Source organism: Sorangium sp. So ce302 (genome assembly GCF_051530145.1).
GTDB lineage: Bacteria > Myxococcota_A > Polyangia > Polyangiales > Polyangiaceae > Sorangium > Sorangium cellulosum_B.
Window position 1 is genome coordinate 2,199,234 of the sequence record NZ_CP150326.1, and the last position, 21,617, is coordinate 2,220,850.

Annotated in this window: 22 protein-coding genes; 8 read left to right on the top strand and 14 right to left on the bottom strand. The window is 70.3% G+C overall.

Features of this window, described 5'->3' with window-relative positions:
- Nucleotides 1-51 precede the first annotated feature (51 nt).
- A complete protein-coding gene (locus WME73_RS08515; RefSeq protein WP_437915363.1) occupies nucleotides 52-2,505 on the top strand; it encodes a FecR domain-containing protein in 2,454 nt (817 codons plus the stop codon).
- Nucleotides 2,502-4,013, top strand: a complete 1,512-nt coding sequence (locus WME73_RS08520) for a serine/threonine-protein kinase (RefSeq protein ID WP_437915364.1) — start codon at nucleotides 2,502-2,504, stop codon at nucleotides 4,011-4,013. The genes WME73_RS08515 and WME73_RS08520 overlap by 4 nt, the downstream gene beginning before the upstream one ends.
- Nucleotides 4,014-4,048: 35 nt before the next feature.
- Here the strand turns inward: WME73_RS08520 and WME73_RS08525 are convergent, their stop codons facing one another.
- The 3 genes from WME73_RS08525 to WME73_RS08535 form a co-directional block, all read right to left on the bottom strand.
- Complete coding sequence (locus WME73_RS08525) at nucleotides 4,049-5,854, bottom strand: carbohydrate binding domain-containing protein (RefSeq protein ID WP_437744990.1); 1,806 nt, start codon at nucleotides 5,852-5,854, stop codon at nucleotides 4,049-4,051.
- A 320-nt stretch (nucleotides 5,855-6,174) separates the two neighbouring features.
- Nucleotides 6,175-6,399: a hypothetical protein gene (locus WME73_RS08530; RefSeq protein ID WP_437744991.1), complete on the bottom strand. Its 225-nt coding sequence runs from the start codon at nucleotides 6,397-6,399 to the stop codon at nucleotides 6,175-6,177.
- A 183-nt stretch (nucleotides 6,400-6,582) separates the two neighbouring features.
- The gene (locus WME73_RS08535) at nucleotides 6,583-6,798 is read right to left on the bottom strand and encodes a hypothetical protein (protein ID WP_437915365.1); all 216 of its coding nucleotides are present in this window, start codon (nucleotides 6,796-6,798) and stop codon (nucleotides 6,583-6,585) included.
- A 43-nt stretch (nucleotides 6,799-6,841) separates the two neighbouring features.
- On the opposite strand from WME73_RS08535, the gene WME73_RS08540 reads away from it, so the two are divergent.
- On the top strand, nucleotides 6,842-7,585 hold the full coding sequence (locus tag WME73_RS08540; protein WP_437915366.1) for a hypothetical protein: 744 nt from the start codon (nucleotides 6,842-6,844) through the stop codon (nucleotides 7,583-7,585).
- A gap of 153 nt (nucleotides 7,586-7,738) precedes the next feature.
- Here the strand turns inward: WME73_RS08540 and WME73_RS08545 are convergent, their stop codons facing one another.
- From WME73_RS08545 to WME73_RS08585, 9 genes are all read right to left on the bottom strand, one after another.
- The gene (locus tag WME73_RS08545; RefSeq protein WP_437915367.1) at nucleotides 7,739-8,389 is read right to left on the bottom strand and encodes a glutathione S-transferase family protein; all 651 of its coding nucleotides are present in this window, start codon (nucleotides 8,387-8,389) and stop codon (nucleotides 7,739-7,741) included.
- Nucleotides 8,390-8,527: 138 nt separating this feature from the next.
- Nucleotides 8,528-8,815 carry a hypothetical protein gene (locus WME73_RS08550; protein WP_437744994.1) on the bottom strand — a complete coding sequence of 96 codons (288 nt, stop codon included), beginning with the start codon at nucleotides 8,813-8,815 and terminating at the stop codon, nucleotides 8,528-8,530.
- On the bottom strand, nucleotides 8,812-9,801 hold the full coding sequence (locus WME73_RS08555; RefSeq protein WP_437915369.1) for an RNA polymerase subunit sigma-70: 990 nt from the start codon (nucleotides 9,799-9,801) through the stop codon (nucleotides 8,812-8,814). The genes WME73_RS08550 and WME73_RS08555 overlap by 4 nt, the downstream gene beginning before the upstream one ends.
- Nucleotides 9,791-10,453: a glutathione S-transferase family protein gene (locus tag WME73_RS08560; RefSeq protein WP_437744996.1), complete on the bottom strand. Its 663-nt coding sequence runs from the start codon at nucleotides 10,451-10,453 to the stop codon at nucleotides 9,791-9,793. Before WME73_RS08560 ends, WME73_RS08555 begins: the two co-directional genes overlap by 11 nt.
- Nucleotides 10,429-10,716 (bottom strand): hypothetical protein, encoded by a 288-nt coding sequence (locus WME73_RS08565; RefSeq protein ID WP_437915370.1) that lies wholly within the window; start codon nucleotides 10,714-10,716, stop codon nucleotides 10,429-10,431. Before WME73_RS08565 ends, WME73_RS08560 begins: the two co-directional genes overlap by 25 nt.
- Nucleotides 10,717-10,831: 115 nt before the next feature.
- A complete protein-coding gene (locus WME73_RS08570; protein WP_437915371.1) occupies nucleotides 10,832-11,050 on the bottom strand; it encodes a hypothetical protein in 219 nt (72 codons plus the stop codon).
- A 38-nt stretch (nucleotides 11,051-11,088) separates the two neighbouring features.
- The gene (locus tag WME73_RS08575; protein ID WP_437915372.1) at nucleotides 11,089-12,207 is read right to left on the bottom strand and encodes an alpha/beta hydrolase family protein; all 1,119 of its coding nucleotides are present in this window, start codon (nucleotides 12,205-12,207) and stop codon (nucleotides 11,089-11,091) included.
- Between the two features lie 957 nt (nucleotides 12,208-13,164).
- Nucleotides 13,165-13,749 carry a hypothetical protein gene (locus tag WME73_RS08580; RefSeq protein ID WP_437915374.1) on the bottom strand — a complete coding sequence of 195 codons (585 nt, stop codon included), beginning with the start codon at nucleotides 13,747-13,749 and terminating at the stop codon, nucleotides 13,165-13,167.
- Between the two features lie 289 nt (nucleotides 13,750-14,038).
- The gene (locus WME73_RS08585; protein WP_437744999.1) at nucleotides 14,039-14,620 is read right to left on the bottom strand and encodes an NADPH-dependent FMN reductase; all 582 of its coding nucleotides are present in this window, start codon (nucleotides 14,618-14,620) and stop codon (nucleotides 14,039-14,041) included.
- A gap of 368 nt (nucleotides 14,621-14,988) precedes the next feature.
- On the opposite strand from WME73_RS08585, the gene WME73_RS08590 reads away from it, so the two are divergent.
- The 4 genes from WME73_RS08590 to WME73_RS08605 all read left to right on the top strand — a co-directional run bounded on the left by WME73_RS08590 (nucleotide 14,989) and on the right by WME73_RS08605 (nucleotide 18,768).
- Nucleotides 14,989-16,494 (top strand): trypsin-like peptidase domain-containing protein, encoded by a 1,506-nt coding sequence (locus WME73_RS08590; RefSeq protein WP_437915375.1) that lies wholly within the window; start codon nucleotides 14,989-14,991, stop codon nucleotides 16,492-16,494.
- A 300-nt stretch (nucleotides 16,495-16,794) separates the two neighbouring features.
- The gene (locus WME73_RS08595; protein ID WP_437915376.1) at nucleotides 16,795-17,532 is read left to right on the top strand and encodes a hypothetical protein; all 738 of its coding nucleotides are present in this window, start codon (nucleotides 16,795-16,797) and stop codon (nucleotides 17,530-17,532) included.
- A 180-nt stretch (nucleotides 17,533-17,712) separates the two neighbouring features.
- Nucleotides 17,713-18,306, top strand: coding sequence for an HdeD family acid-resistance protein (locus tag WME73_RS08600; protein ID WP_437915377.1), 594 nt, complete (start codon nucleotides 17,713-17,715; stop codon nucleotides 18,304-18,306).
- Between the two features lie 120 nt (nucleotides 18,307-18,426).
- Nucleotides 18,427-18,768, top strand: a complete 342-nt coding sequence (locus WME73_RS08605; protein ID WP_437915378.1) for an SCP2 sterol-binding domain-containing protein — start codon at nucleotides 18,427-18,429, stop codon at nucleotides 18,766-18,768.
- 166 nt (nucleotides 18,769-18,934) lie between these two features.
- On the opposite strand, the gene WME73_RS08610 is transcribed toward WME73_RS08605, so the two are convergent.
- Nucleotides 18,935-19,372, bottom strand: coding sequence for a cupin domain-containing protein (locus WME73_RS08610; RefSeq protein ID WP_437745005.1), 438 nt, complete (start codon nucleotides 19,370-19,372; stop codon nucleotides 18,935-18,937).
- A 17-nt stretch (nucleotides 19,373-19,389) separates the two neighbouring features.
- Nucleotides 19,390-19,689 (bottom strand): hypothetical protein, encoded by a 300-nt coding sequence (locus WME73_RS08615; protein ID WP_437915380.1) that lies wholly within the window; start codon nucleotides 19,687-19,689, stop codon nucleotides 19,390-19,392.
- A 621-nt stretch (nucleotides 19,690-20,310) separates the two neighbouring features.
- Between WME73_RS08615 and WME73_RS08620 the strand changes: the two genes are divergently transcribed.
- Nucleotides 20,311-21,519 carry an RCC1 domain-containing protein gene (locus WME73_RS08620; RefSeq protein ID WP_437915381.1) on the top strand — a complete coding sequence of 403 codons (1,209 nt, stop codon included), beginning with the start codon at nucleotides 20,311-20,313 and terminating at the stop codon, nucleotides 21,517-21,519.
- Nucleotides 21,520-21,617 lie beyond the last annotated feature (98 nt).

Sequence of the window (21,617 nt, forward strand, 5' to 3'; positions counted from 1 at the left end):
ATTGCCTGGTCCCTTGCAACGCCGATCTCGATCCGGTAGCGTGCCGCTGCCGTGGCACCGTCAAATGGCCAGTCCGTCGCTATCGCGGTGCTCCTCGGCTGCGCCACCCACGCTGCGATCCACGTTGGATACGTCGGCGTGTCGAGCGCCGGAGAGCCGACGCCCGGATATCCGGAGGCGGTCATTCAATGGGGCGTGCAGGCGGGAGAGACCTGCGACGACATCGCGGCGGTCCTCTACGGCTCGTCCAGGCATGCAGCGCTGATCCAGCGGTACAACCGCGTCGCGTGCGGCCCGGGCACGACGCTCGCCGAGGGGCTCACGCTGGTCCTCCCGGCCGAGGTGACGTCGATCCCCGACGCGAAGCTCCGGTCGATGCACCCGGACGTGCGCGCGCGCCCGGCCGGCGGCGCCTGGTCGCCCGCGGCTCAGGGGATGCCCCTGCTCACGAACTCGAGCGTGAACACGCTGGATGAGGGGAGGGCAGATATCGAGTTTGTGGATCGGACTCGGGTGCTCCTCGCGCCGAATACGCTCGTCGTCATCTACGGCACGGCGAGCCGAGCGCGCGTATCGAAGACGCCGCCCGCGGCCGTCGAGCTCGCGGACGGCGAGGTGAAGGCCGCGCTCGCCGCGCTGCGGGGCCAGTCGGTCGAGGTCGCCGCGAGCGGGGGCGGCCGCGTGAGCGCGTCGTCGCGGGACACGGTGGTGCAGCGGCGCGGGGAGCGGACGACGGTCGCGGTGTTCGACGGCAAGGCGGGCGTCACGTCGGGCGGCCTCTCCGTCGTGGTCCCGAAGGACCACGGCACCCGGTTCGTGGGCAGAGCGCCGCCCGCGCGCCCGCGCCCGCTGCCGGCGCCGGTCGAATGGACGACCGCGGACGCCGCGCAGATCGCGCTCGCCCCGGAGGGGCTCGGCGTCCTGTCGGCGTCGTGGAAGCCGGCGCCGGCCGCGGCCGGCTACCGCGTCGAGATCGCGCGCGACCCGGAGTTCAACGATCTCATCGCCCGCGAGGAAGTGAAGCCGGACGTGCTGTCGTTCCGCGCGGAGAAGATGCCGGCAGGCGCCTATTTCCTCCGGGTCCGGGTCGTCGATCGCGAGGAGTACCTGGGGGTGGGCGCGGTGCGCAGGTTCCACCTCGTCGCCGCGCGGGCCGCCGGGGGCGTCGTCCCGGCGGCGCAGGAGATCACCGCGAACCCGTACGGGATCATCGAGCTCACGCCGTCTCCCGCGCTCGAGCTCTCGCTCGACGACGGCCCGTTCGGCCCCGTCCCCGAGCGCATCGATCTGCTCCAGCGCGCCCCGCGCGCGCTCCGGCTGCGCGAGCGCGGCAGCGCGGTTCCCGGCGCGGCGACGTCGCTCCCGGTCCGGTACACGAAGGTGGGCGCGGTGGTCTCGGCCTCGCGCGCGGCGGCGGCGACGCCGGGCGGGCCGGCGATCGAGGCCCGGGTCGAGCTCGAAGGGCTCGCCGGGGTCGACGTCGCGCGGCGGGTGGCGCCGCGGCTCTTCGCCCACCTGCCGGGGGGGGTGCGCTCCGTCGCGCTCGCCGGTGGCGATCGCGGCGGCGCCCTGACGGCGCGGATCCCGCTGCCCCGGGAGGCGCTGCGCCCCGGCGAGCCGCTGCGCGTCCGGCTCGACGTCGCCGACGGCCGCGGCGGCGTGATCGGGACGAGCGACGCCGAGCTGCCCGCCGCGCCCGAGGCGCCGCGCGCCGCGCCTCCGCCTGCGCCCCCGGCCGCGCCCGTGCTGGGCGCGTACCTCCCGCTCCTGCCGATGTCCGGGGTGGCTGACGGGCTCTGGCTCGCGCCGACGCCGCCCTCGGTCGCCGCCGTCGGCGCGGCCGCGGCGCGCTCCGGGGGCGGCTGGGTCGCCGCGGGGCAGGTGCGCGCGAGCGGCGCGATCGGCCCGCTGGGCCTCGACGTCGCGCTCCGCTCGAACCCGGCCGGTGCGGGGGATGGCGCGGGCGCGGGCAGCACCGGCTGGTTCGGCGCGCGCGCGCGCGTCCTGCGCCTCGGGCGCTCGGAGCTCGAGCTCGGCCCTACGCTCCGCCTGGGCGTGCCCATGGCCGACGGGAGCCCGCCGCTCCGCATCGAGCCCGGGATCGCGCTCGGCGGCGCCGCGGGCCGGCTCACGTGGGTAACCGATGTCGGGGCCCGCATCCGCGCCTCGGGCGACGGCGCGGCGGTGGGGGCGGGCGACGGCGCGGCGGGGGGCGAGGGCGCGGCGGCGGACGGCGAGCCGGCCACGCCCGCCGTGCAGGGCTTCCTGCTGGCGGGGGCGACGGCGGATCCGGCGCCGTGGCTGCGGCTGCACGGCGCGCTGGATCTGCACATCGTCTACCGAGAGGTCAGGGCGGACGACGTGCTCGGCGGGCTGTCGGCGGGCGTGGAGGCGGGCGGCGCGCTCTTCGGGGCGCTGTCGGTGCGGGTGAGCCCGTGGCGCGACGAGGGTGAGGGCCCGGTGACGGCGCAGATCGCGGTGGGCTTCCGCGAGGCGTCGCCGTGAGCGCGGGCGACGGCGAGCGCCCGCCGCCGGACGGGGACCCCGACCGCACCGTGCTGAAGGGCCAGCGGGCGCCGGACGGGCGGGCGCCCGCGCCTCGAGCGCGCGCCGACCGCTTCGCGGCCGCGGAGACGCTCCTCTCGGATGAGCCCGGTGCGGGCGCGCCGCACCGGGCGCGCGCCGGGCGGGTCCTCGGCGGGAAGTACAACCTCGTGCGGCTGCTCGGCGCGGGCGGGATGGGGGAGGTCTACGAGGCGGAGCACGTGCTCCTCGGCGTTCCGGTCGCGGTGAAGACGATGCACCCGCACGTCGCGATCCTCCCGGAGAGCCGGCGGAGGTTCTTCCGCGAGGCGCGCGCCGCGTCGCGGCTCGTGCACCGGAACGTGGTCAAGGTGCTCGACCTCGGGGGCGACGAGGACGGCGGCGACGGCTCGATCTACCTCGTGATGGAGCTGCTCAAGGGGCAGTCGCTCGGCGCGCTGCTCCGGGCGTCGCGCGAGCTGCTGCCGCTCGCGGAGGTCGCGGCCCTGTTCGCGGACATCCTCGACGGCGTGGGCGCCGCGCACGCGAGCGGCATCGTCCACCGCGACCTCAAGCCGGAGAACGTGCTGCTCGCCGAGCAGGACGGCGAGCGCGTCGCCAAGGTCGTCGACTTCGGCCTGGCGCACATCGACGACCCGCTCGACGCCGGGCCGACGCTCACCTCGAAGGACATGGTCGCGGGCACGCCGGAGTACATGAGCCCGGAGCAGTGCCGCTCGCTCGCGGTGGGCCCGAGCACCGATCTGTACGCGTGCGGCTGCATCCTGACGGCGCTGTTGCAGGGAACGCCGCCGTTCGTCGGCCTCCCTGCGGTGGAGCTCATGGCGATGCACATGTTCTCGATCCCGCCGCCGCTGCGCCGGCCGCCGGGGGCTCCGCCGGTCCCGCCGCTCCTGGAGCGGCTCCGGCTGGATCTGCTGGCGAAGCTGCCGGAGAAGCGCCCGGAGAGCGCCGCGGCGGCGCGGTCGCGGCTCGACGAGGCGATGTCGCGGGAGGCCGAGGCGCGGCGGCTGCCCGCGCGCAAGGCGGACGCGCCGCTCGGCGGCCGGGCGGAGCGGGCGCAGGCCTGGCCGGACGGCGAGACCGCGCAGCTCGCGCCCGCGCCGGAGCGCGCCGTCGCGTTGCTGCGGCTCGCGCCGGCGGGCCAGGGGCTCAGCGAGGCGTGCGAGATCGGGCTCGACGCGCAGGGGATCCACCTCGCCGAGGTGCCGGACGCCGCCGCGTTGCTCGATGCGGGGCTCGGCGTGGTGGTGATCGACGCCGGCGCCGACGTGGAGGCCGCGTGCGCGCTGCTCGCGGCGCTCGGCCGCGCGGCGCCCGGCGTACGCGCCGTCGTGTGCGCGTCCGGGCTCTCCTCGGACCGGATGAACGCGCTCGTCGCGGCGGGCGCCGCGGACGTGGCGCGTTATCCGGTCGCGCCGGACGCGCTGTCTCGCAAGATCGCGCGGGTCGTGCGCCGGGGGCGCTAGCGCCAAGCCCCTCTTCTGCGACTTGCGCGACGCGTTTACTGCGTCAGACGAACGAGCTTCACGCTATCCACGGTGACGGCCGCGGTTCCTGCGTTGCCGATGTTGAAGTCGAGGAGCGCCGCGGAGTCCTGCGGGACGTTCGGGAGCTCGAACGAGTAGATGACCCATTCGGGGCCCGCCGCCGCGGTCACGCGACCGTAGCTCGCCCAGTTGTTGTCGCCGTTGCCGTTGCGTCCCAGGTTCACCACGAACGTGCGCACGTCGTCCGCCTTGGCGCGGAATGTCAGCAGGTAGCTTCCCGCCTGCGGCAAGTTGACCGTGGTGCGAGCCTGGATGTGCCACATGTCGGAGCCGGGCTGCTGCACGTTGATGCGCATCTGGCGGCCGCTCCAGTCCGCCCACGCCGAGGCGCCGTTCCAGTTGAGGAGCTGCCAGCCGCTGCTGCTCTGGTTTCCGGCGAGCGTGGTGTTGGTCACATTATCGAAAGAACAATTCGTCACGAGGTTGAGAGGATCTCGGCAAGCGTCGATCAGGCTGGCCTTCTCGTGGATCACGCCGCCCAGCAGGCCCGAAAAGGCGCGCCAGCCGAGCACCAGGTCATCACCTACGAGGCCGATGGGATCGATGCCGCCGTACCCGCTGTTGGAGCTGTTGACGCTCTTGTAGAAGTCGCGAATCAGGCCGGTCTCGTAGGCCCACTGCCCCGACGCGGCATCGCGCTTGTAGAGCGAAAGGCCCTCGTCTCCACTGCTGACCGTACTGGCCAACGTGTCGCCGTGAAGCGCCAGGTGCACGTGCGGGTAGGCAGTCTCCAGAGACTGGTGCGCAGAGATCGCACCGTCGGCCGCCACCCGGTAAAACGAGAGGTGCTGCTGCGGCATGACGACGTTGACGAGGAATGTCGCGCCGGACGTGACAGCCAAGTTCCCGGAAGCCATGGCGAGACTTCGCCCGAAGGCGCCGGTCGAGAAATAGCCGTTCGTGTTGGCCACGGCGCTCCAGGTGCTGTTGCTGGCATTCCTGCGGAAGATGCGGACCGAGCCGAGCTCGGCCCCGGCGGTGCCACCCTCGGACCACGGCGATCCGACCGCGACAAGGTCGCCGTCGATCGCGACCGCGGCGCCGGTGAAGCGCTCGTCCGGCTCGTCGAGCGAGAGCTCGAGGACCCACGTGTCGTTCGAGGTGTTGTAGCGGTAGATCTCGAGCACGCTGTGTCGCTTGTAGCCGATCACGAGGTAGTCGTCGGACAGGGCGAGCGCGATGTCTTTGAAGCTGTTGAGCGCGGGGTAGGTGAGCGGGATGCGAGTGAGCGCGTGGCTGATGTTCTGTCCGTTCTCGCGCACCGCGCCGTTGCAGTTTCGCTGACCGCTGACCAGGGGACACTCCGCCCATGAGCCGTTGCTGTTCCGGGCGATGAACACGGAGTTCGCATGCGGAGAGTTGGCGGCGTTCGAGCCTCGCGTCGCGAACGCAAGGAAGCGATTCGAGATGGCGAGCTGGCTCCCGGCCTGGAGGTTGTGCTGGACGACCCCCGGGAACTGGTAAACGCGCGCGGGCGTGGCGCTCGTCCCGTTCATCAAGTAGACGGCGCCCTGCATCGTGCTGGGGAACGTGGGCTCTGCCTCGCCGCTGATCTTCACGTGCTCTTGGAGCGCGCCGACCAGCGTGAAGGTTCCTGCCCGCGCCATGGTTGTCCCGGCTTCGGGGTACGCAGTGTTGCCGTGCGGGGTGGGCTTACCCACGACCACGCCTGCCGACGCCTGAGCGGCGACCAGACCGACACAGCTAGCGAGCACGCCAGCGAGGCTTCTAAACTTAATCTTCTTGGAAACCAACATCATGAACCAACCTTCTTCTTCGAAACGAGGAAGCGTAGGCTCAGGGCTCGCGCGCACGGGAAGCGTGCATCGCGACTCCAAGCTGCGTCGATCCTCTCCATCACTACATCCGTCGATCGCCGCGTCGCACCGACGGGGATAAAAGTAAACAAGCCCGATCCTTCAAGCCGAACCCTCCCGAGCGCGCCTCCCTCTCGTGCTGATGACGGAAAGACCACGCCGCCGAGCCCTCAAGCCCCGCGCGCCTTCGCTTCACGCCGGCCATCACGCGCGCTCACCCCGCGGGCGGAGCCTCGGCCTCCGCCGCTGAGCGGCCGGCCCTTCTAGGGCGAAGTCGACACGTAAGGCGGCTGCATCGGGCTCGAGTTGACGATTGTGGACGCAATGGGCGGATACAGCCGCAGGTACTCCTGCTCTTCCTGGTCGCACTGACGCGAGAGCGCCTCGCAGCTCGAATGTATGCTCCTAAGCAATACTTCCCGCCAGACGCGGCCCAGATCGAGCCGCGCCCCGAAGCCGGTGGCGAGCGATCCAAGCAGCGCCAGCATCGATGCAGGCGGAAAAGTGTTCGATGCGAGCGCGGCCGTCAAGCTCTGGCGAACAAAAATTCATCGTCTGAATCCTGAGTTCAATTGTGAAGAGTTGTAAAGAGAGGCCCGTTTGCGCCGAGCGTGTGACAGGCTCGGCGGGGGCGCTGCGAGGGCCTCGATTGGACATCTGTCAACTCGCGTTCACGGCCCGCGCGGCGCGATGAACGAAGTCATCGACTTCCTCGCCCTCTTCGTGCATCCGGGACAGTTACCCTCGGTGGCGTGCACCGGAACGTGGTCAAGGTGCTCGACCTCGGGGGCGACGAGGACGGCGGCGACGGGCAGATCTACCTGGTGATGGAGCTGCTCAAGGGGCAGTCGCTCGGCGCGCTGCTCCGGGCGTCGCGCGAGCGGCATCGTCCACCGCGACCTCAAGCCGGAGCAGTGCCGCTCGCTCGCGGTGGGCCCGAGCACCGATCTGTACGCGTGCGGCTGCATCCTGACGGCGCTGTTGCAGGGAACGCCGCCGTTCGTCGGCCTCCCCGCGGTGGAGCTCATGGCGATGCACATGTTCTCGATCCCGCCGCCGCTGCGCCGGCCGCCGGGGGCTCCGCCGGTCCCGCCGCTCCTGGAGCGGCTCCGGCTGGACCTCTTGGCGAAGCTGCCGGAGAAGCGCCCGGAGAGCGCCGCGGCGGCGCGGTCGCGGCTCGACGAGGCGATGTCGCGGGAGGCCGAGGCGCGGCGGCTGCCCGCGCGCAAGGCGGACGCGCCGCTCGGCGGCCGGGCGGAGCGGGCGCAGGCCTGGCCGGACGGCGAGACCGCGCAGCTCGCGTCCGTGCCGGAGCGTACGGTCGCGCTGCTCCGGCTCGCGCCGGCGGGCCAGGGGCTCAGCGAGGCGTGCGAGATCGGGCTCGACGCGCAGGGGATCCACCTCGCCGAGGTGCCGGACGCCGCCGCGTTGCTCGATGCGGGGCTCGGCGTGGCGGTGATCGACGCCGGCGCCGACGTGGAGGGCGCGTGCGCGCTGCTGGAGGCGCTCGGCCGCGCGGCGCCCGGCGTGCGCGCCGTCGTGTGCGCGTCCGGGCTCTCCTCGGACCGGATGAACGCGCTCGTGGCGGCGGGCGCCGCGGACGTGGCGCGTTATCCTGTCGCGCCGGACGCGCTGTCTCGCAAGATCGCGCGCGTCGTGCGCCGGGGGCGCTAGTCACCCTCGCCGCGCCGCTTTCCTTGGCACCTTCGCCGACTCCGCGCTCTGTCGCCGGTCGGGGACGCGGCGACCCGGGGGCTCAGCTCGTTCACACGATCGGGCGCGAGCGGCTCGAGCGCGGTGCGCGAAGGACAGAGGCCAAGCCGCTCGTCAGTTTGCCCCTTTTTCTGTTCTCTTCTCGTCGGCCGCTTTGAAAAGGCCAATCTGGTCGGCCTGGGCTTTCTTGAATGAGGGGCGATCCGTCGCACGGGTTACATAGGCCTCGGTCGCCGGCCGATCGCCGAAAGAGCGGACCTCCGGGACCCGTAGCACATCCGCCATCAGCAGGTCTGCGACGGTGAAGCGGCCGGCCGCGAGCCACTCTCGCTCGCTCAGTATCTTTTCGAGCTGGTCGAGGCGCTTGCCCATCCATCCGGCAAGTTGATTGTCCTCATCGCCGCACATTTTCAGAAACCACCACGGTACGGTGACCATCTCGATCGAGTTGAGCGCGGCGATCGTCCATTGCAATGTCTCCGCTTCTCCGGCCGGATCGGGCGGCATCAGCTTGCCGCTCTTCCGGGCCAGATGCAGCAGCCCCGCACCACTTTCGAATATCTCCAGCTCTCCGTCGTTCAGGAACGGAGCTTGGCCAAATGGCTGGCGCGCGAGATGATTGGTCTCGCGACCATCGAATGGGATTGTCTTGACCACGTAGATGAGGTCGGCTTCCTCACACGCCCATCTCAGCCTCAGATCACGCACAAAACCACGAGGGCCTTCAGGCACCCAGTCGTAGGTCCAGATGGTCAGTTCGCTCATCGCAGCAAGCCTTTCCTGGTTCGGTCGGCTGGGAATAATCCTCAACGTGGTGTGAGCAGTATTACACGGCCGAGTGAACTCGTTGGATCTGTTGGTTTTTATAGGCGGATCAGTGGATCGTACTTTTTGTACGTTGTGTCAACCGCCGGCCGTTGGCAGAAAATTCTTGACAGGTCGGAATGGCTTTGCGCGGCCTACCCTCGCACAGATCGCATCCCCTTCTGCTTCATGTCCGACGAGCACAACGCGAGGCGCGCGCAACATTGGCAGATTCTCGACGATCTCGTCGGCCAGGGCCTGGACTGGCGCGAGCTCTCGCCCCGTCAGGAATAGCCGTGCGCCTTCCTTGGCGGACGCGGCGCCGCTGGCGCCGGCCGCGCCGTAAATCGCCGTGATTTTGTTGCTTGGCAGCATGGACTCGCTCATGAGGTGGGCAGCTCCGGCGGCACGCCGAACAGCGGGTACACCTCGGGCAGCATGAAATGGTCGACGGTCGCGATCGCGCCGTCGCGCGTGGTGACGAGCTGAATCGCTGACAGGGTGTGTGGCGCGCCAGCGGCTCGGGGACGATAGAAGGCCAATGCCGGTTGTCCGTTCGCGGCGATGCGCAAGTGCAGGAATTGCCGAGGGACGATGCTGCCGAACATCCGCCGGTAGAAGCGCTCGTTGGCGGCGCGCCCGGAGACCCAGGTCGGCGCCGGCGGCATGGTGGTGCGCATCTCTTCGTGGAACAACGCGACCAGGGCGTCCAAGTTCGCCTCCTCGAAGGCGCGCACGTACTGTTCGAGCAAACGCAGATCCACTTGCGTGGTCGTCGCGATGTCGACCGGCTCCGCCCCGCCGAGCTTGCTGCCGATCGCGCTGCGGGCGCGGAACAAGGCGCTGTTCGCGGCCTCCACGCTCGTAGCGAGCGCTTGCGCCGTCTCCGCCGCCGACAGTCCGACCACGTCGCGCAGCAGCAGCGTCGCCCGCTGCAGCGGGGACAGGCATTGTAGCGCCGCCACGAAGGCCAGGGCGACGCTCTCCTTGAGCGCGTAGCGCGCTTGGGGGTCGCGCTCCTCGACGCCTTCCAGCCAGGCGCTGGGCATCGGCTCCAGCCAGACGGGCTCTTCGACGCGCGGCAGCGGCGGCTTGGCGTCCTCCGTCGCGGGGAACGCGTCCGTCGGAAACAAGCGCCGCGGCCGGCGCTTCAGCTCGTCCAGGCAGACGTTGGTCGCGATGCGGTAGAGCCACGGCTTGACCAGCGCCTCGTCCTCCAACGAATCCTTGGCGCGCCAGGCGCGCAGCCAGGTCTCCTGCACCACGTCGTCGCCGTCGTGCGCGGAGCCGAGCATGCGGTAGCAATGCAGGCGGATCGCGCCGCGCAGGGGCTCGACCGATTGCAAGAACGTGGCGTCGTCTTTAGGCGGCATGGGGCCTCATGGCGGCTTGGGCGTCGGCGAGGGCGCGGCGCATGCTATCGCGGCCGAGCACGCGCGTGAGCCACGACTCGAGGTGCGGAAACTCGGCCAGCGAAAGCCCGCACAGGGGCGCCAGGCTGTAGTGCGACGCGAGCGCGAAATCGGCGAGCGAGAGCGATCCGGCCAAGTAGTCGCGCCCGGACAGCGCCGCGTCGAGCACCTTGCTGAGGTGCGCGAAGTCGGCGCTGCTGGTGGCGATGACCGCCTCGTTGGGCGCACCCTGGCCGGTCAGGCGCTTCACGATGCGCTCGAACGCGACCGCGGTCATGGCCGGTCCGAGGTGCGCGAGCTGCCAGGCCAGCCAGCGATCCAGCTCGGCCTGGGCCCGCGCCGTGGCCGGCACCAGGTCGCCGCCACATTTTGCGGTCAGGTAACGCATGATGGCGGTCGACTCCCAGAGCACCAGATCGTCGTCCACCAGCACCGGGACGCGCCCGTTCGGGTTCAGCTCGAGAAATTCGGGCGCGCGGGAAGCTCGTTGAAACAGGTCGACGTGGACCGGCTCGAACGAGACGCCGAGCTCGTAGGCGACGGCGCGGACCTTGCGGCAATTGGGAGAAAACGCGAAATCGTACAGTTTCATGGTAATCTTGGCCTCTCCCATCCAAGACTGCCGCCGAGGCCGAAACTGTTCGGGGGCCGCGAAGTTTTTTCAACGGCGCCCAGTCCGGCCAGGAGCGCGTCCACCTGCTCCAGCAGCGCGGCGGCGTCCTCGTAAATCGCGATCGCGCCCGCCAGGTCCGCGTCGCTGCGCCCGCCGCAGCGGAGCGCCCATCCGCAGCCTGCGGGGCGCGGGTGAAGCGAGACCCCGCTGGTGCTCCGGACACCAAAGAATGCGCTTGCCAGGCCGATCTGTGAGGGCATCATGGCCACCTGATCCCCCGGATTCGCCCCGAGGGCCGCAAGCATGCCTTCGCAGACCCTCGCGACGAAGCTCGCCCCGCTCCTGCCGGAGCGCGGCGGTGCAGCGCTCCGGACAGCTCTACCGGGTGGGCGGGGTGATCTTCACCGGGGCGCTCGCGGCCTTCCTCGTGGCCCCCGCCGTCGCGCACCTCGTCGGCCGCGGTGTGGAGCCGGCCTCGACGCTGCCTGTCTTCGCGCTCGCCAGCGCCTGCCTCGGCGCGGGGTTCCCGCTCCTGTGCCACTTCGGGATCCGCGCGGACGAGCTGGCCGGCCGCGTCACGATCGTCCGGCCGCTCATCGAAATCCGCGGAGATTCGGCGACGTGCGGCTGTAGTACTAGGGCAGATTGGCGGAAGAGACGTTCCAGGTCCTGTCGGTGCAGAAGCGGCAGCTCGCGCCGACGAGCATGCCCTTGCCGGTGGCCGATTCGTCGCCCTTGAGCCACCAGTTGAGCCACGCCAGGTTGACCTGAGTGAACTCGCCGCCGTTGCGAGCCCACAGATCGCCCCCATGGTCCGCGCCGACCTTGGCGAACATCATGACCGGGATATCACCCAAGGCGGCGATGTTCTCGAAATCTCTCGCGCCGTTCTCGTTCGCGCCCAGGCTATCCGCGGTGCCGGTGACGATCAATACGGGTGTGTGAATCGATTCATAGAATGCCCGATTCACCGAGAAAGAGCCGCTGCTCGTGTGTCCCCAGGTCGTCATCCTGGGATCTGCGGCGGTCCCCGCCGCCATCAAGCCGCCGCAGGAGAAGCCGTTCGCGGCGACCTTCGTGCTCTCGATCTTCCGGTAGTAGGCGCTGCAAGGCTTCTCGTTCTCGGCGATCACCCAGTCGACGTAGGCGAGCAGCACGTCGCCGCCGCCACCGAGCTCGCGGTTCGGCTCCTTGCCTCCCGGCGTCCCGTCCGCCACCACGAAGTAGCCATGCGAGGCAATCTCGGCCATGGCCGCTTCAGTGGCGAGCCCGTCTCGCGAACATGCGCCCTGCCCCCAGACGAAGATCGGATACTTGGCGTTCCCACCGAGATCCTCCGGACGAAAGATGGTGCCCTGGTTGATGCCCGGGTCTGAATTCGTCTCGACGACCACCTTGTGAGGGCCGCTCCCCGACCGGCTTCCACCGACAGGTCGTGACTCGGTGCACGTGCCGGTAAAGCCGCCGCCGTCGCCGCCCGAGCCTCCGTTCCCGCCCGCCATCTCCCCGCCGCCGGCAGGCGCTCCTCCGCCCGCGCCCGAGCCGGAGGGGTCAGACCCTCCGGCCGTGCTCTGCGAGCTGCCCGAGCCCGTAGGCAGAGGCCCTCCGGTGGTGCTCGCCTGCTCGCCGCCCGAGCCGCTCACGCTCCCTCCTGCGCCCGCCGGGGCTCCGCCGCTCCCCTCAACGTCGCCGTCGCCATTGGAGCCGCTGCAAGCGCCGACGATCATGCCCAGCGCGGCCAAGGTGAAAGCCAAACTCGATTTGTTTCTCATAACGACACCGTATTACCTCGAGCGATCGAAGAGATGGACTCCACTCGCGTCTCTCCGCGATTCGAGTCGCTGGTGGCCTGGTGTGCCCCCGAGGCGTCGCCCTCGACTCGACCCACGCTATGAATCTTTGTCGCAGCTCGGATGCGGCAGAACCCGGCCCGGCGCCGGCCGGGCGGGGTCGCGATATGCAATCACGACGCGGGGCGAGCGCAGGGCTGCCTGAGCCGACGGCAGAATACCCAGCTTGAAATCGAAATGGTCCAGGTTGAACAGCCGATCGGACCGGTTCCCCGCGAACGCAGGCAGAGGTCGTGCACGCCATCGGCCGGTGTCATGGAACATTCGATGTCTATCTGACCTTGCCATCCTCCCGCGGTGCTGACGGGGCACGTGGACACGGGTCTTCAGGCGCCCCACGGACCCTGGCGGCACGCCGTCGATCGTCAAAGCAAAAGGAGGCCCCCTCGAGGAGGAAAGTGAACGCTCACATTCCCGATGTCAATTCCAATCGACCGGCCCGCGGCCGTCCTCGATCCCGCGGGAGGACGAGGCTGGCGGGCCTCCTTCGGAGCGCCGCGTCGGGTCAGGGCTCGTTCGGAGCGCCCCGTCCGGAGGGTGGGCGCAGGATCGCGATCTTCGCTGGTCCGCTCGGCCGGCCCTGAGGCGACGTGGCCATGGCCGCATGTGTGTACGTTCACAAATAGGGGATGGAACGGAATGCGCTGGAGGCTGGAGAGGCTAAAATCTCTTGACATCCACAAAGGCGCTTGGGCTTCCTGCCCGCCGGAGGTCTCGAGGTCGACCGCGCCCGGCCAACGAGGCGACGCGACGAGGCGGAGGCTCTGCTGCCGGCTGCGCGCCGCGCGCGGAGCCCCGGAGGAGACGCCTCCTGCTCGTCCCGCCGGTGGCGTCCAGCAGGAGAAGGGCGGCAGCGCCGGTTCACCAGGTGACGCGGTAGGTACAGGAGTCGGCGCCGCGCTTCCGCGACGGGCGGGACTCGTCGAGCACGACGTCGACGCGCGGCCTGACCCCGCGCGACGCCGCTCGCCGCGCCGTGCCGAGCAGGATCCCACGATCGAGCTCCGAGGGATAAGGCGTATCGCAGACCATGATGATCTGGTGCTTCTCCGGATGACAGCGGTAGTGGCCGATCCCCTCCCGCATGACGCCGGTCGCCGGATCGAACATCAACTCTCCGTCGAGCCTGTGATTCATGTGGTATGCCACGTCGACGATCTGGAGGGCATCCACCATGGTCGGCGGCATGGCCGGCCACACGGCGTGATCCACGATCGCCTTCCCGATGCCGAGCAGCGTATGGTCCCCGGTCGCCCGGGCCACGCCCTTCAGCATGTCGAGGAGCATCTGGAGAGGGTACCACTCGCCCGCGACCAGCTCGGACACGCCCAGCGTCGAGAGCACCTTCTTGCCGATGTCTCCGTGCGCCCCGAGAGCCGTGGCGACCGACGTGAAGGTGGCCCCGGGGCCCTCGAGCCCGGGATGAGGAGAAACGTATTGAACCATATCCGATGGTGGTTGAGGCGCTCCTTCCGCCGACGACCGACGATATCGAACATCGCGCGATACCGCAAGACGCCCTGCTCCCGAGAGCCGGAGCCCTGGCTGCCTCGCCGGCGAGCCAAGCGATGTTCGTGAGCTTCACGCCTGGCCTCGTCCGGCCGTCCGTCTTCTGTCGCTCGCCCGTTTGCCCGCTCGCCCGTCCGCGCTCCTGCCTTTGGCGTGGACGTGGAGGTCGATGTAGGACGACCCGTCGACCCTCGCTGCCGGCGAGGACGATCTCCGGCGCGGGGCCTCATGCGACCAGGGGCCGGGAGATCTCGCCGGCCTGCTTCGCCTGGACGATGGCCTGAGCGAACCAGAGGTACTCGTCGAGGAACCTGTCGGCCGCCTTCGCGACCTGCTCGCTCCTGAGCTGGAGCGACTCGTCAAAGACGCTCTGGACCTCCGGGACGAGCAGCTTGAGGGGCAGGGGGAATGCTCCCAGGCTCAGGATCACGTGCTGGAGCTGCGTCGAGGCGTTGATGCCCCCGAGCTTCCCCGCGGAGACCGCGACCACGCCGATCGGCTTCTTGCTGAACTCCTCCCAGAAATGGTCGAGGGCGTTCTTGAGCACGCCCGAGAAGCTCCCGTGGTATTCCGGCGTCACGAACACGAGCGCGTCCGCCCCGCGGAGGCGCGCGCTCAGACCCTGAACCGTCGCCTGGAGCTGCGGGGGGCGACCCGACCGGTCCTCCAGGATCGGCAACGGCGTCTCCGCCAGATCGATCCGATCGGCCTCGGCGCCCCGCTCCCGGAGCTTCCGCTCCAGGTGATGCGCGATCTTGTGCGACTGTCTCCCGCTCCTCACGCTGCCGGTCAAGATGGCTACCTTCATGGTGGTGCTCCCCAGGAGGACGATCTCCCGATGCGACGAGGGTAACCTCGGGATGTCCGCCTGCTGGAGGCGGCGCCAATCCATTGGACAATGGTCAATCCGTCGTCAGGGGCACGCCCCCGCGGGCGCTCGCGCCCCGGGCCGCGCCGGCTCGATGCAGCGTGTGCATGAGGTCCATGGCGCATATGAATTGGTGCGCGCCTCACGAGGAAGTAGATCCCCCTCGCTGAGAACAGGACGAGCGTGCCACTCGGAGGTCCTTGCTTGTCGGGCGTCAGAACCTTGCTCGACGCCGGCCAGGCATTGACACGTCGTCATCGGGCCCGCCCGGTGATCCTCGCTCTGCCTCGAACACTTGGGAGCTTGTCATGAGAGCGAACCACTTCATCATTGCTGCTGGCTTGTTGTCCGTGGGGGCCGCCGCGGGGTGCGCGGCGCCCGCGCCTGCCGGGGAGGAGGCCGCCGGCGAGGCCCGCTCCGAGGTCATCTATGGCCAGGATGACCGCGAGGAGCCCTTCACGTACGCGGATCCCGCCTGGGCCGCGCGGGCGCTCGACTTCACCGTGGCGCTCATCCCCGCGTCGGCCGTCGACGACTCGGACCCGAACGACATCCAGATCGCCGGGCCCACGTGGGCGGGGCGCGACGGCGTGTGCCTCGACGAGCGCTTCGCGTCCCAGCCGGCGCTCGCCGACTGCAGCGGAACGCTGATCGACGACGACCTGGTGCTCACGGCCGCGCACTGCATCAACAACTGCAATAGCAGCCGCTTCGTCTTCGATTATGCGATGACGCCGTCCGGCCAGCTCGGCCAGATCACCAGCGATGACGTCTACAGCTGCGTGGACTTCGTCAGCTATTACCAGGACCGGCGGGGAGCGGACTACACGGTCGTGCGGCTCGATCGGCCGGTCGTGGGGCGGACGCCCGCCGCGGTGCGTGTGTCGAGCGATCCCCTGGCCATCGGCACGCCGCTCGTCGTGCACGGCTTCCCCCGCGGGTTGCCGCTCAAGCTGGCCGACGGGGCCGCGGTCCGGAGCAACGCGCCGAGCCTCGACTTCTTCGTCGGCAACCTGGACACGTTCGTGGGCAACTCCGGGTCCGGGGTGTTCGACCTGAACACGAAGGAGCTGGTGGGCATCCTGGTGCGCGGCGAGCGCGACTTCGTGCAGGACGGCGACTGCGTGCGTCCGTTCACCTGCGCCGACGACGCGTGCCGCGGCGAGGACGTGACCTATGCCTTCCGGGCCATCCAGGCCATGTGCGAGCGCACGGCCTCGGACCTGTGCTCCTGCGGCGACGGCGCCTGCGGCCCGCTCGAGAGCCCGGGCTCGTGCGCGAGCGACTGCTCCTGCGGCGACGGCGTCTGCAGCAGCGGCGAGAGCACCACGTCGTGCCCGGCGGACTGCCAGCTGGAGGTGCTGTACGACTCCCACGCGCCGCAGCCGAGCTGGGTGACGCCCGGGATCCAGGTGCGCAACACGGGGAGCGAGAGCGTGTACCTCGCGGGCTCGACCGTGCGGTACTACTTCAGCCAGGAGCCGCCCGGCCCGCTCGAGGCGACCTGCTGGGGTTGCTCGAGCGAGCTCGAGATGAGCTTCCACGAGGTGCCCGGCGGCGGCTGCGCGGGCGCGACGCATTACCTCGACGTGCGCCTCCCGTTCCTCTCGGTCGATCCCTCGTCCTCCACCGACCGGTTCAACATCGCGTTCCACGCGTCGAGCTGGCAGGCGTTCAACCAGTCGAACGATTACTCCCACGCCGGGGGCAGCTGGAACTGGGCGCCGAACCCGAAGATCACGATGTACCGGCTCGGCTCCAGGGTCTTCGGCGACGAGCCCTGCCCGGGCCTCTTCATCCCGCCCGCCGACTGACCGCCTCGGCCAAGGTTCGCGGTGTTCGAGCTCCACGAGCGCGAGCTCCTGGCCGACAGACTCCGGCGCCAGCGGCGGACGCGCGGGTGACCGGGCGGCGGGGATCGGCAGCCGGCCGAGGTGCGGAGGAGGGAACAGGAACGCGATCTCACCGGTGGCCGCGACGCTTGACGACGGGGGGCCGGTCTCGATGTTGCGCGCATGGGGCGACCATCCACCGGGCGACGTCCGCAGTTCCCTTCCACCGTGCCACGACCGGTCCGGGCGCGCGCCGGGCGCACACCGACGGAGCGGACCCCGTTGGCGGTGCGGACCTTCGGCGTCGGCGTCGACGAGGCGACGAGGGAGCACGTGCGCCAGACCCTCGGGGCGAAGCTCGGGCGGTTCGCGCCCGACATCGAGCGGCTCACGGTGCGCTTCACGGACGTGAACGGGCCTCGCGGCGGCGTCGACGTCGCGTGCGACGTGAAGGTCGTCCTGAGCGGGCACCCGAGCGTCGTCTACCAGATGCGAGGTCAAGAGCCGCGCGAGACGATCGACAGAGCCGTCCCGGGGATCGTACGGGCCGTGCAGAGCGCCCTCGAGCGCGCGCCGCGCGCCGCGTCACGCGCGCCGGCGCGCGGCCCGAAGCCCACGGCGCGCGCGGCGAAGCGCAGCGCGGCGGCCCCGGCGCGGCCCGGTCATCCATCGCCCGAGGGCAGCTTCATCGGGCGGCGCGTGGGGCGCAGCGAGGAGAACCTCGAGCGCGCGCTGGAGCGGCCCGAGAAGTCGCGGCGTGACGTTCCCGTCGACACGGCCGCTCCGGGGCAGAGCGCGACCGACCGGAAGGCGGGCGGCGGCTCGACGGCGCGGCGTAACACGATGCGGAGGACACGGAAGGCCACCGCGACGCTCGAAGACTCGGCGCAGGACCGCCCGTCGCGCAAGTCGACGCGCAAGAGCGCCAATCGCGCGAAGCAGGGCTCGAAGCTCCAGCGGCGCGAGGTCCGGCAGGCGACCAGCCCGAGCACCAGGGCCGCGAAGGCCGCCGTCCGCTGATCAGGCGGTGCGCTGCTGGCCGCCCTCGGCCGTGAAGCCTCCCACGAGCGCCAGGCACAATGTTCTCGCCGGCGCACTGGCATGGACGATGCCCGAGGCGGACGCGGTCCCGGCCACCTCGTCCTCGCGCGGCGGGGGACCGACGGGACACGCGTGCTCCACGAACCAGAGAGGTCGCCCATGGTTGCTCCGCTCGGAGAGTCCCCGAGGTCGCTTCGCTTTGCGCAGGTCGACTTTCACACCGTGCGGCAGAACCGCGGTTGGTTCCTCGCGATCGGCGTGGCCTCGATGGTGCTCGGGGTGCTCGCGTTCGTCATGCCCTTCGTCGCCTCCCGGGTCACCGCCATCGCCCTCGGCTGGTTGATCGTGCTCGCCGGCGTGGCCGAGGGCTGTCACGCCATCCAGAGCCGCGGCTGGGCCGGCGCCAGCTGGGAGCTCGTGAGCGCCCTGGTGCAGGTGGCGTTCGGGCTCCTCCTTGTGGTCGCCCCGATGACCGGCAAGCTCGCGCTGATGGTGATCGCCGCGGCGTACTTCGTCTCCGAGGGCGCGCTCAAGCTCATCCGCGCCTATCAGCACCGCGGGCTGCGGGGCTCGGGATGGCTCGTGTTCGACGGCATCCTGGCGCTGGGGCTCGGGATGCTGATCATCACCGGCGGCGTCACCACGGCCGTGAGGGTGCTCGGCTTGCTCGTCGGAATCAGCCTCCTGACAGGCGGTATGTCGATGATCCTGATCGCGCTGGGCGGCGCTCGCGTGCTCCACGCGCGACCGTGAAGAGGCGACTTCCGCGCCGTGCAGATGGGCACACCCTTGCTCGGAGTGGGGAGCGCGGGGAGCGCGGCGAGCGCGGCGAGCGCGAAGGCCAGGTTGGCAAACGGGACACACTCTTTGGTCATGTCGCAAGCAAGGAAGCTCATCCAGGATCTCGCGGCAGGACGCTACGACGCTCGCCTGCGAGGAACACGGAAGGTGTGCGCCGTGCAGCTCAGCGACGACGAGCGCGTCGTCGTGGAGATCGCCGACGGGTCCTTCGGAATCGCGCCCGAAGGCGCGATCGAGGACTGCCAGCTCTCGTGCTCGCTCGACGATTTTCTGCGGATCTTTCGCGGTGAACAGAACTTGATCACGGCGATCATGCAGGGCCGCGTCGGCGTGCGAGGAGACCTGGGCGCCGCCCAGATGTTTCAGAGCGTCTTCTCTCCGGGAGATCAACAGGCTCCGGAAGCGACGCGCTGAGCCACCGTCATCGGAGGGGGCCCATGGAACGGCAAGTGAGCATTCTGGACGGCGGCACGTTCGTCGTCAGCGATCTGCGCGGCAATTCGCAAAATCCGCGCAGGCAGCGTCGTCCCCTCTTCCTGCGAGCACCTGCCCGCCCGTCGTCGTGCGTTCACGAGATGCATCATTGGACGGGCAGCAACGGGGCCACGCCCCGGTTCTTCACGAGCACGACCAGGAACTTCGCGGGCTTCTTGGTGCTCGCGTTCCGGCCGACGGTGTGGATGTCGTTGGGCCCCTCGTAGAATGTCTGGCCAGGGGTGAGCGTCACCTCCTTGCCGCCTTTCACGCCCATCACGATCGAGCCCTCGAGGACATAGATGAAGCCGTGGGCGTCGTGACGGTGCACTGGATCGGCGCCGCCGGGGGGGTAGTCGACGAGGAGCATCATCACCTCCTTTCCGGGGATGTTCGCGAGCTCCTTCGTCAGGAGCTGCGTGACGACCGGCTCGGGCGCGGCGACAGCGGGGTCGGCGAGCAGGCCCACCGCGACGGTCGCCACGGTGGCGGCGCTCTTCACGAACCGCGAAGTGCGAGAGGCGAGACGGAGATTCTGGAGCATGGGATCCTCGTGATCGGTCAGGGAGACTCGTCGATCGCGAGCGCCTTCTGCGCGGCCGGGTCGGCGCGCAGGCGTTCGCTGAAGCGGAGAAGCTCGAGGGCAGCGAGGAACCGATGCGGCGTGAAGATCGGCTTGAAGGCCCTGTGCATGTCGGCGTTGAGGAACGCTGCCCAGCGCATCACCTCGTCGCGAGCACGCGGCGTGCCGTCGCCGAGGTGCCGCGTATCGGGGAACGATCGGCGAGTGAGCATGCGCCGCGCATGTGAAAGCGCTTCACCTGCACTGCCAGGCACCGGGGAACGATGCCGTCGATTCATGACGGGCTTGTCGCGCGCCCGAGTCATGAATGCGCCGCGGGGGCCCGGTGCTCCGGCGCTTCGCGCTCATGGCACATTTCCGTCAATGGCGGCGCAACCTTCGGCGCGCGTGACGGTGTGGACTCGAGCCGCGCGGCTTCGCCGGGCGCCACCCCTCACCCCGGGGCATCGCCTGAGCGTATACTGGGTGGCGGAGGTTCGGTCATGCCGGTGCGTAGCAGGTGGGTTTGGTGCTGGGCGCCGATTACGGCGGCAGCTCCCCACCTGTGAAGCGGAAGAGCTCAGTGAGCGGACCGGCGTTCCACGAGCGTCCGTGATCAACAACGACGACTCGGCGACGTGCCCCTGACCCGGGGCGTGGCGCGCAGTTGCGCGCGGGGCTGCGCAACTGCGCGGGCGTTCGCTCAACGCGCCTGGTGAGCGAAGGGCACCGCCGCGCCGTCTACCTGCGCAGGAGGCGTCCCTGCCGGGTCTTGCTCGTCAGCGCGCCGTCCTGCGCCACCACCGCGTCGCCCAAGCTGGCTGACCGGCATCGCTTTAAGATCTGTTTAAGGAGCGCCCCCGCCGCCCGCTCCCATAGTTCCTCCGTACGGCGAAAGCGCCCGCCGAACGGAGGACCTCATGCCCCGCTCCATCGTCGCTCCTCTCCTCTATGCCGTTGCTCTCCCCGCCGCCCTTGCCGCCTGCGGCTACGTCGAGATCGCCCCGTACGGCACCTCGGGTGGCAGCGGCGGCGGTGCTGCCGTCGCGGGGAGCGGCGGCGGTGCTGCCGGCGCGGGGAGCGGCGGCGGTGCTGCCGGCGCGGGGACCGGCGGCGCCGGTGCCGGTGGCGAGGATGCTCCCTCGACCGGCTCGACCAGCACATCGACCGGCCCGGCGCCGGCTCCCTCCTGCACTGCCGCAGAGTGCGCCGTGCGCATCGCGGAGGGCGCTCCGAACTGCGCCATCACCACCTCCGGAAAGGTCTTCTGCTGGTGGCGCGGAGTCCTCCGGCAGGAGCGCCTGGCCGGCCCGGTCGAGCGTCCGGGCCTCGGCGACGTCGTCGCTGCGTCCAACCATCCCATGCACATGTGCTTCCTCCACGCTGACGGGCGCGTCTCCTGCCAGGGTTCGGACATCAACGGGCCGCTCTTGCTGCGCAGCATTCCCGAAGAGGAGATCAGCGAGGTGCCCGCCGTGCTTCCGGAGCTCGAGGGGGTCGTCCAGCTCTCCGTGGGTTTCGAGTATGCCTGCGGCGTCCTCGGCTCGGGCAACGTCATCTGCTGGGGCGACCCCTTCTCGCCGTTGCTCGGCGTCGAGGGCGCCGGGCAGATGGAGGCGCCGGTCCCGGTCACGGTCACCGGTGTCGACGACGCGGTGCAGGTTGGGGCGAGCTACATGCACACTTGCGCGCTGCGGGGCACCGGAGAGGTGGTGTGCTGGGGACGGCTCACCACCGGTGAGACGACGGACACGGCCGTGCGCGTCGAGGGCGTCGAGGGCGCCGTCGAGATCGCGGCCGGCTGGTCCAACGACTGCGCCCGCCTCGCGACGGGCAAGGTCGTCTGCTGGGGCAGCGATGGCTCCTCCTCGCACGCCGAGCCGGTCGAGGTGCCCGGGCTCGACGATGCGATCCAGGTGAGCGCCGGGTACTCCCGGTACTGCGCGCTCCGGCAGGGCGGCAGGGTCGTCTGCTGGCGGTTCTCCGCGAGGATGACACTGGAGGCGATCGACATCCCGGAGGCCGTTCACGTCACTGCCGGCTACAAGGAAGCCTGCGCCGCCCTCGCGAGCGGCGAGATCGCCTGCTGGCCCACGAGCAACAGAGATGTCTACGTGTTCGGGCTGTAGCCTCGGCGCTCTCGTACGGGGTCGTCCGGACACCGTCGCCGCAGTGGAGCCCGAGCGCGCGCGCCTCGCCTCGGAGCAGTGCCCGGCGTACCCGGTCG

Bases quoted from the DNA above. Each gene is read 5' to 3' on its own strand.
- WME73_RS08560 (WP_437744996.1), bottom strand. From the start codon at position 10,453: ATGGGAGAGGCCAAGATTACCATGAAACTGTACGATTTCGCGTTTTCT.
- WME73_RS08600 (WP_437915377.1), top strand. From the start codon at position 17,713: ATGGTTGCTCCGCTCGGAGAGTCCCCGAGGTCGCTTCGCTTTGCGCAG.
- WME73_RS08615 (WP_437915380.1), bottom strand. From the start codon at position 19,689: ATGAATCGACGGCATCGTTCCCCGGTGCCTGGCAGTGCAGGTGAAGCG.
- WME73_RS08550 (WP_437744994.1), bottom strand. From the start codon at position 8,815: ATGAGCGAGTCCATGCTGCCAAGCAACAAAATCACGGCGATTTACGGC.
- WME73_RS08555 (WP_437915369.1), bottom strand. From the start codon at position 9,801: ATGCCGCCTAAAGACGACGCCACGTTCTTGCAATCGGTCGAGCCCCTG.
- WME73_RS08570 (WP_437915371.1), bottom strand. From the start codon at position 11,050: ATGAGCGGCCGGACGATCGTGACGCGGCCGGCCAGCTCGTCCGCGCGG.
- WME73_RS08530 (WP_437744991.1), bottom strand. From the start codon at position 6,399: ATGCTGGCGCTGCTTGGATCGCTCGCCACCGGCTTCGGGGCGCGGCTC.
- WME73_RS08535 (WP_437915365.1), bottom strand. From the start codon at position 6,798: ATGCCGCTCGCGCGACGCCCGGAGCAGCGCGCCGAGCGACTGCCCCTT.
- WME73_RS08585 (WP_437744999.1), bottom strand. From the start codon at position 14,620: ATGAAGGTAGCCATCTTGACCGGCAGCGTGAGGAGCGGGAGACAGTCG.
- WME73_RS08610 (WP_437745005.1), bottom strand. From the start codon at position 19,372: ATGCTCCAGAATCTCCGTCTCGCCTCTCGCACTTCGCGGTTCGTGAAG.
- WME73_RS08525 (WP_437744990.1), bottom strand. From the start codon at position 5,854: ATGATGTTGGTTTCCAAGAAGATTAAGTTTAGAAGCCTCGCTGGCGTG.
- WME73_RS08545 (WP_437915367.1), bottom strand. From the start codon at position 8,389: ATGAGCGAACTGACCATCTGGACCTACGACTGGGTGCCTGAAGGCCCT.
- WME73_RS08590 (WP_437915375.1), top strand. From the start codon at position 14,989: ATGAGAGCGAACCACTTCATCATTGCTGCTGGCTTGTTGTCCGTGGGG.
- WME73_RS08605 (WP_437915378.1), top strand. From the start codon at position 18,427: ATGTCGCAAGCAAGGAAGCTCATCCAGGATCTCGCGGCAGGACGCTAC.
- WME73_RS08620 (WP_437915381.1), top strand. From the start codon at position 20,311: ATGCCCCGCTCCATCGTCGCTCCTCTCCTCTATGCCGTTGCTCTCCCC.
- WME73_RS08580 (WP_437915374.1), bottom strand. From the start codon at position 13,749: ATGGTTCAATACGTTTCTCCTCATCCCGGGCTCGAGGGCCCCGGGGCC.
- WME73_RS08565 (WP_437915370.1), bottom strand. From the start codon at position 10,716: ATGATGCCCTCACAGATCGGCCTGGCAAGCGCATTCTTTGGTGTCCGG.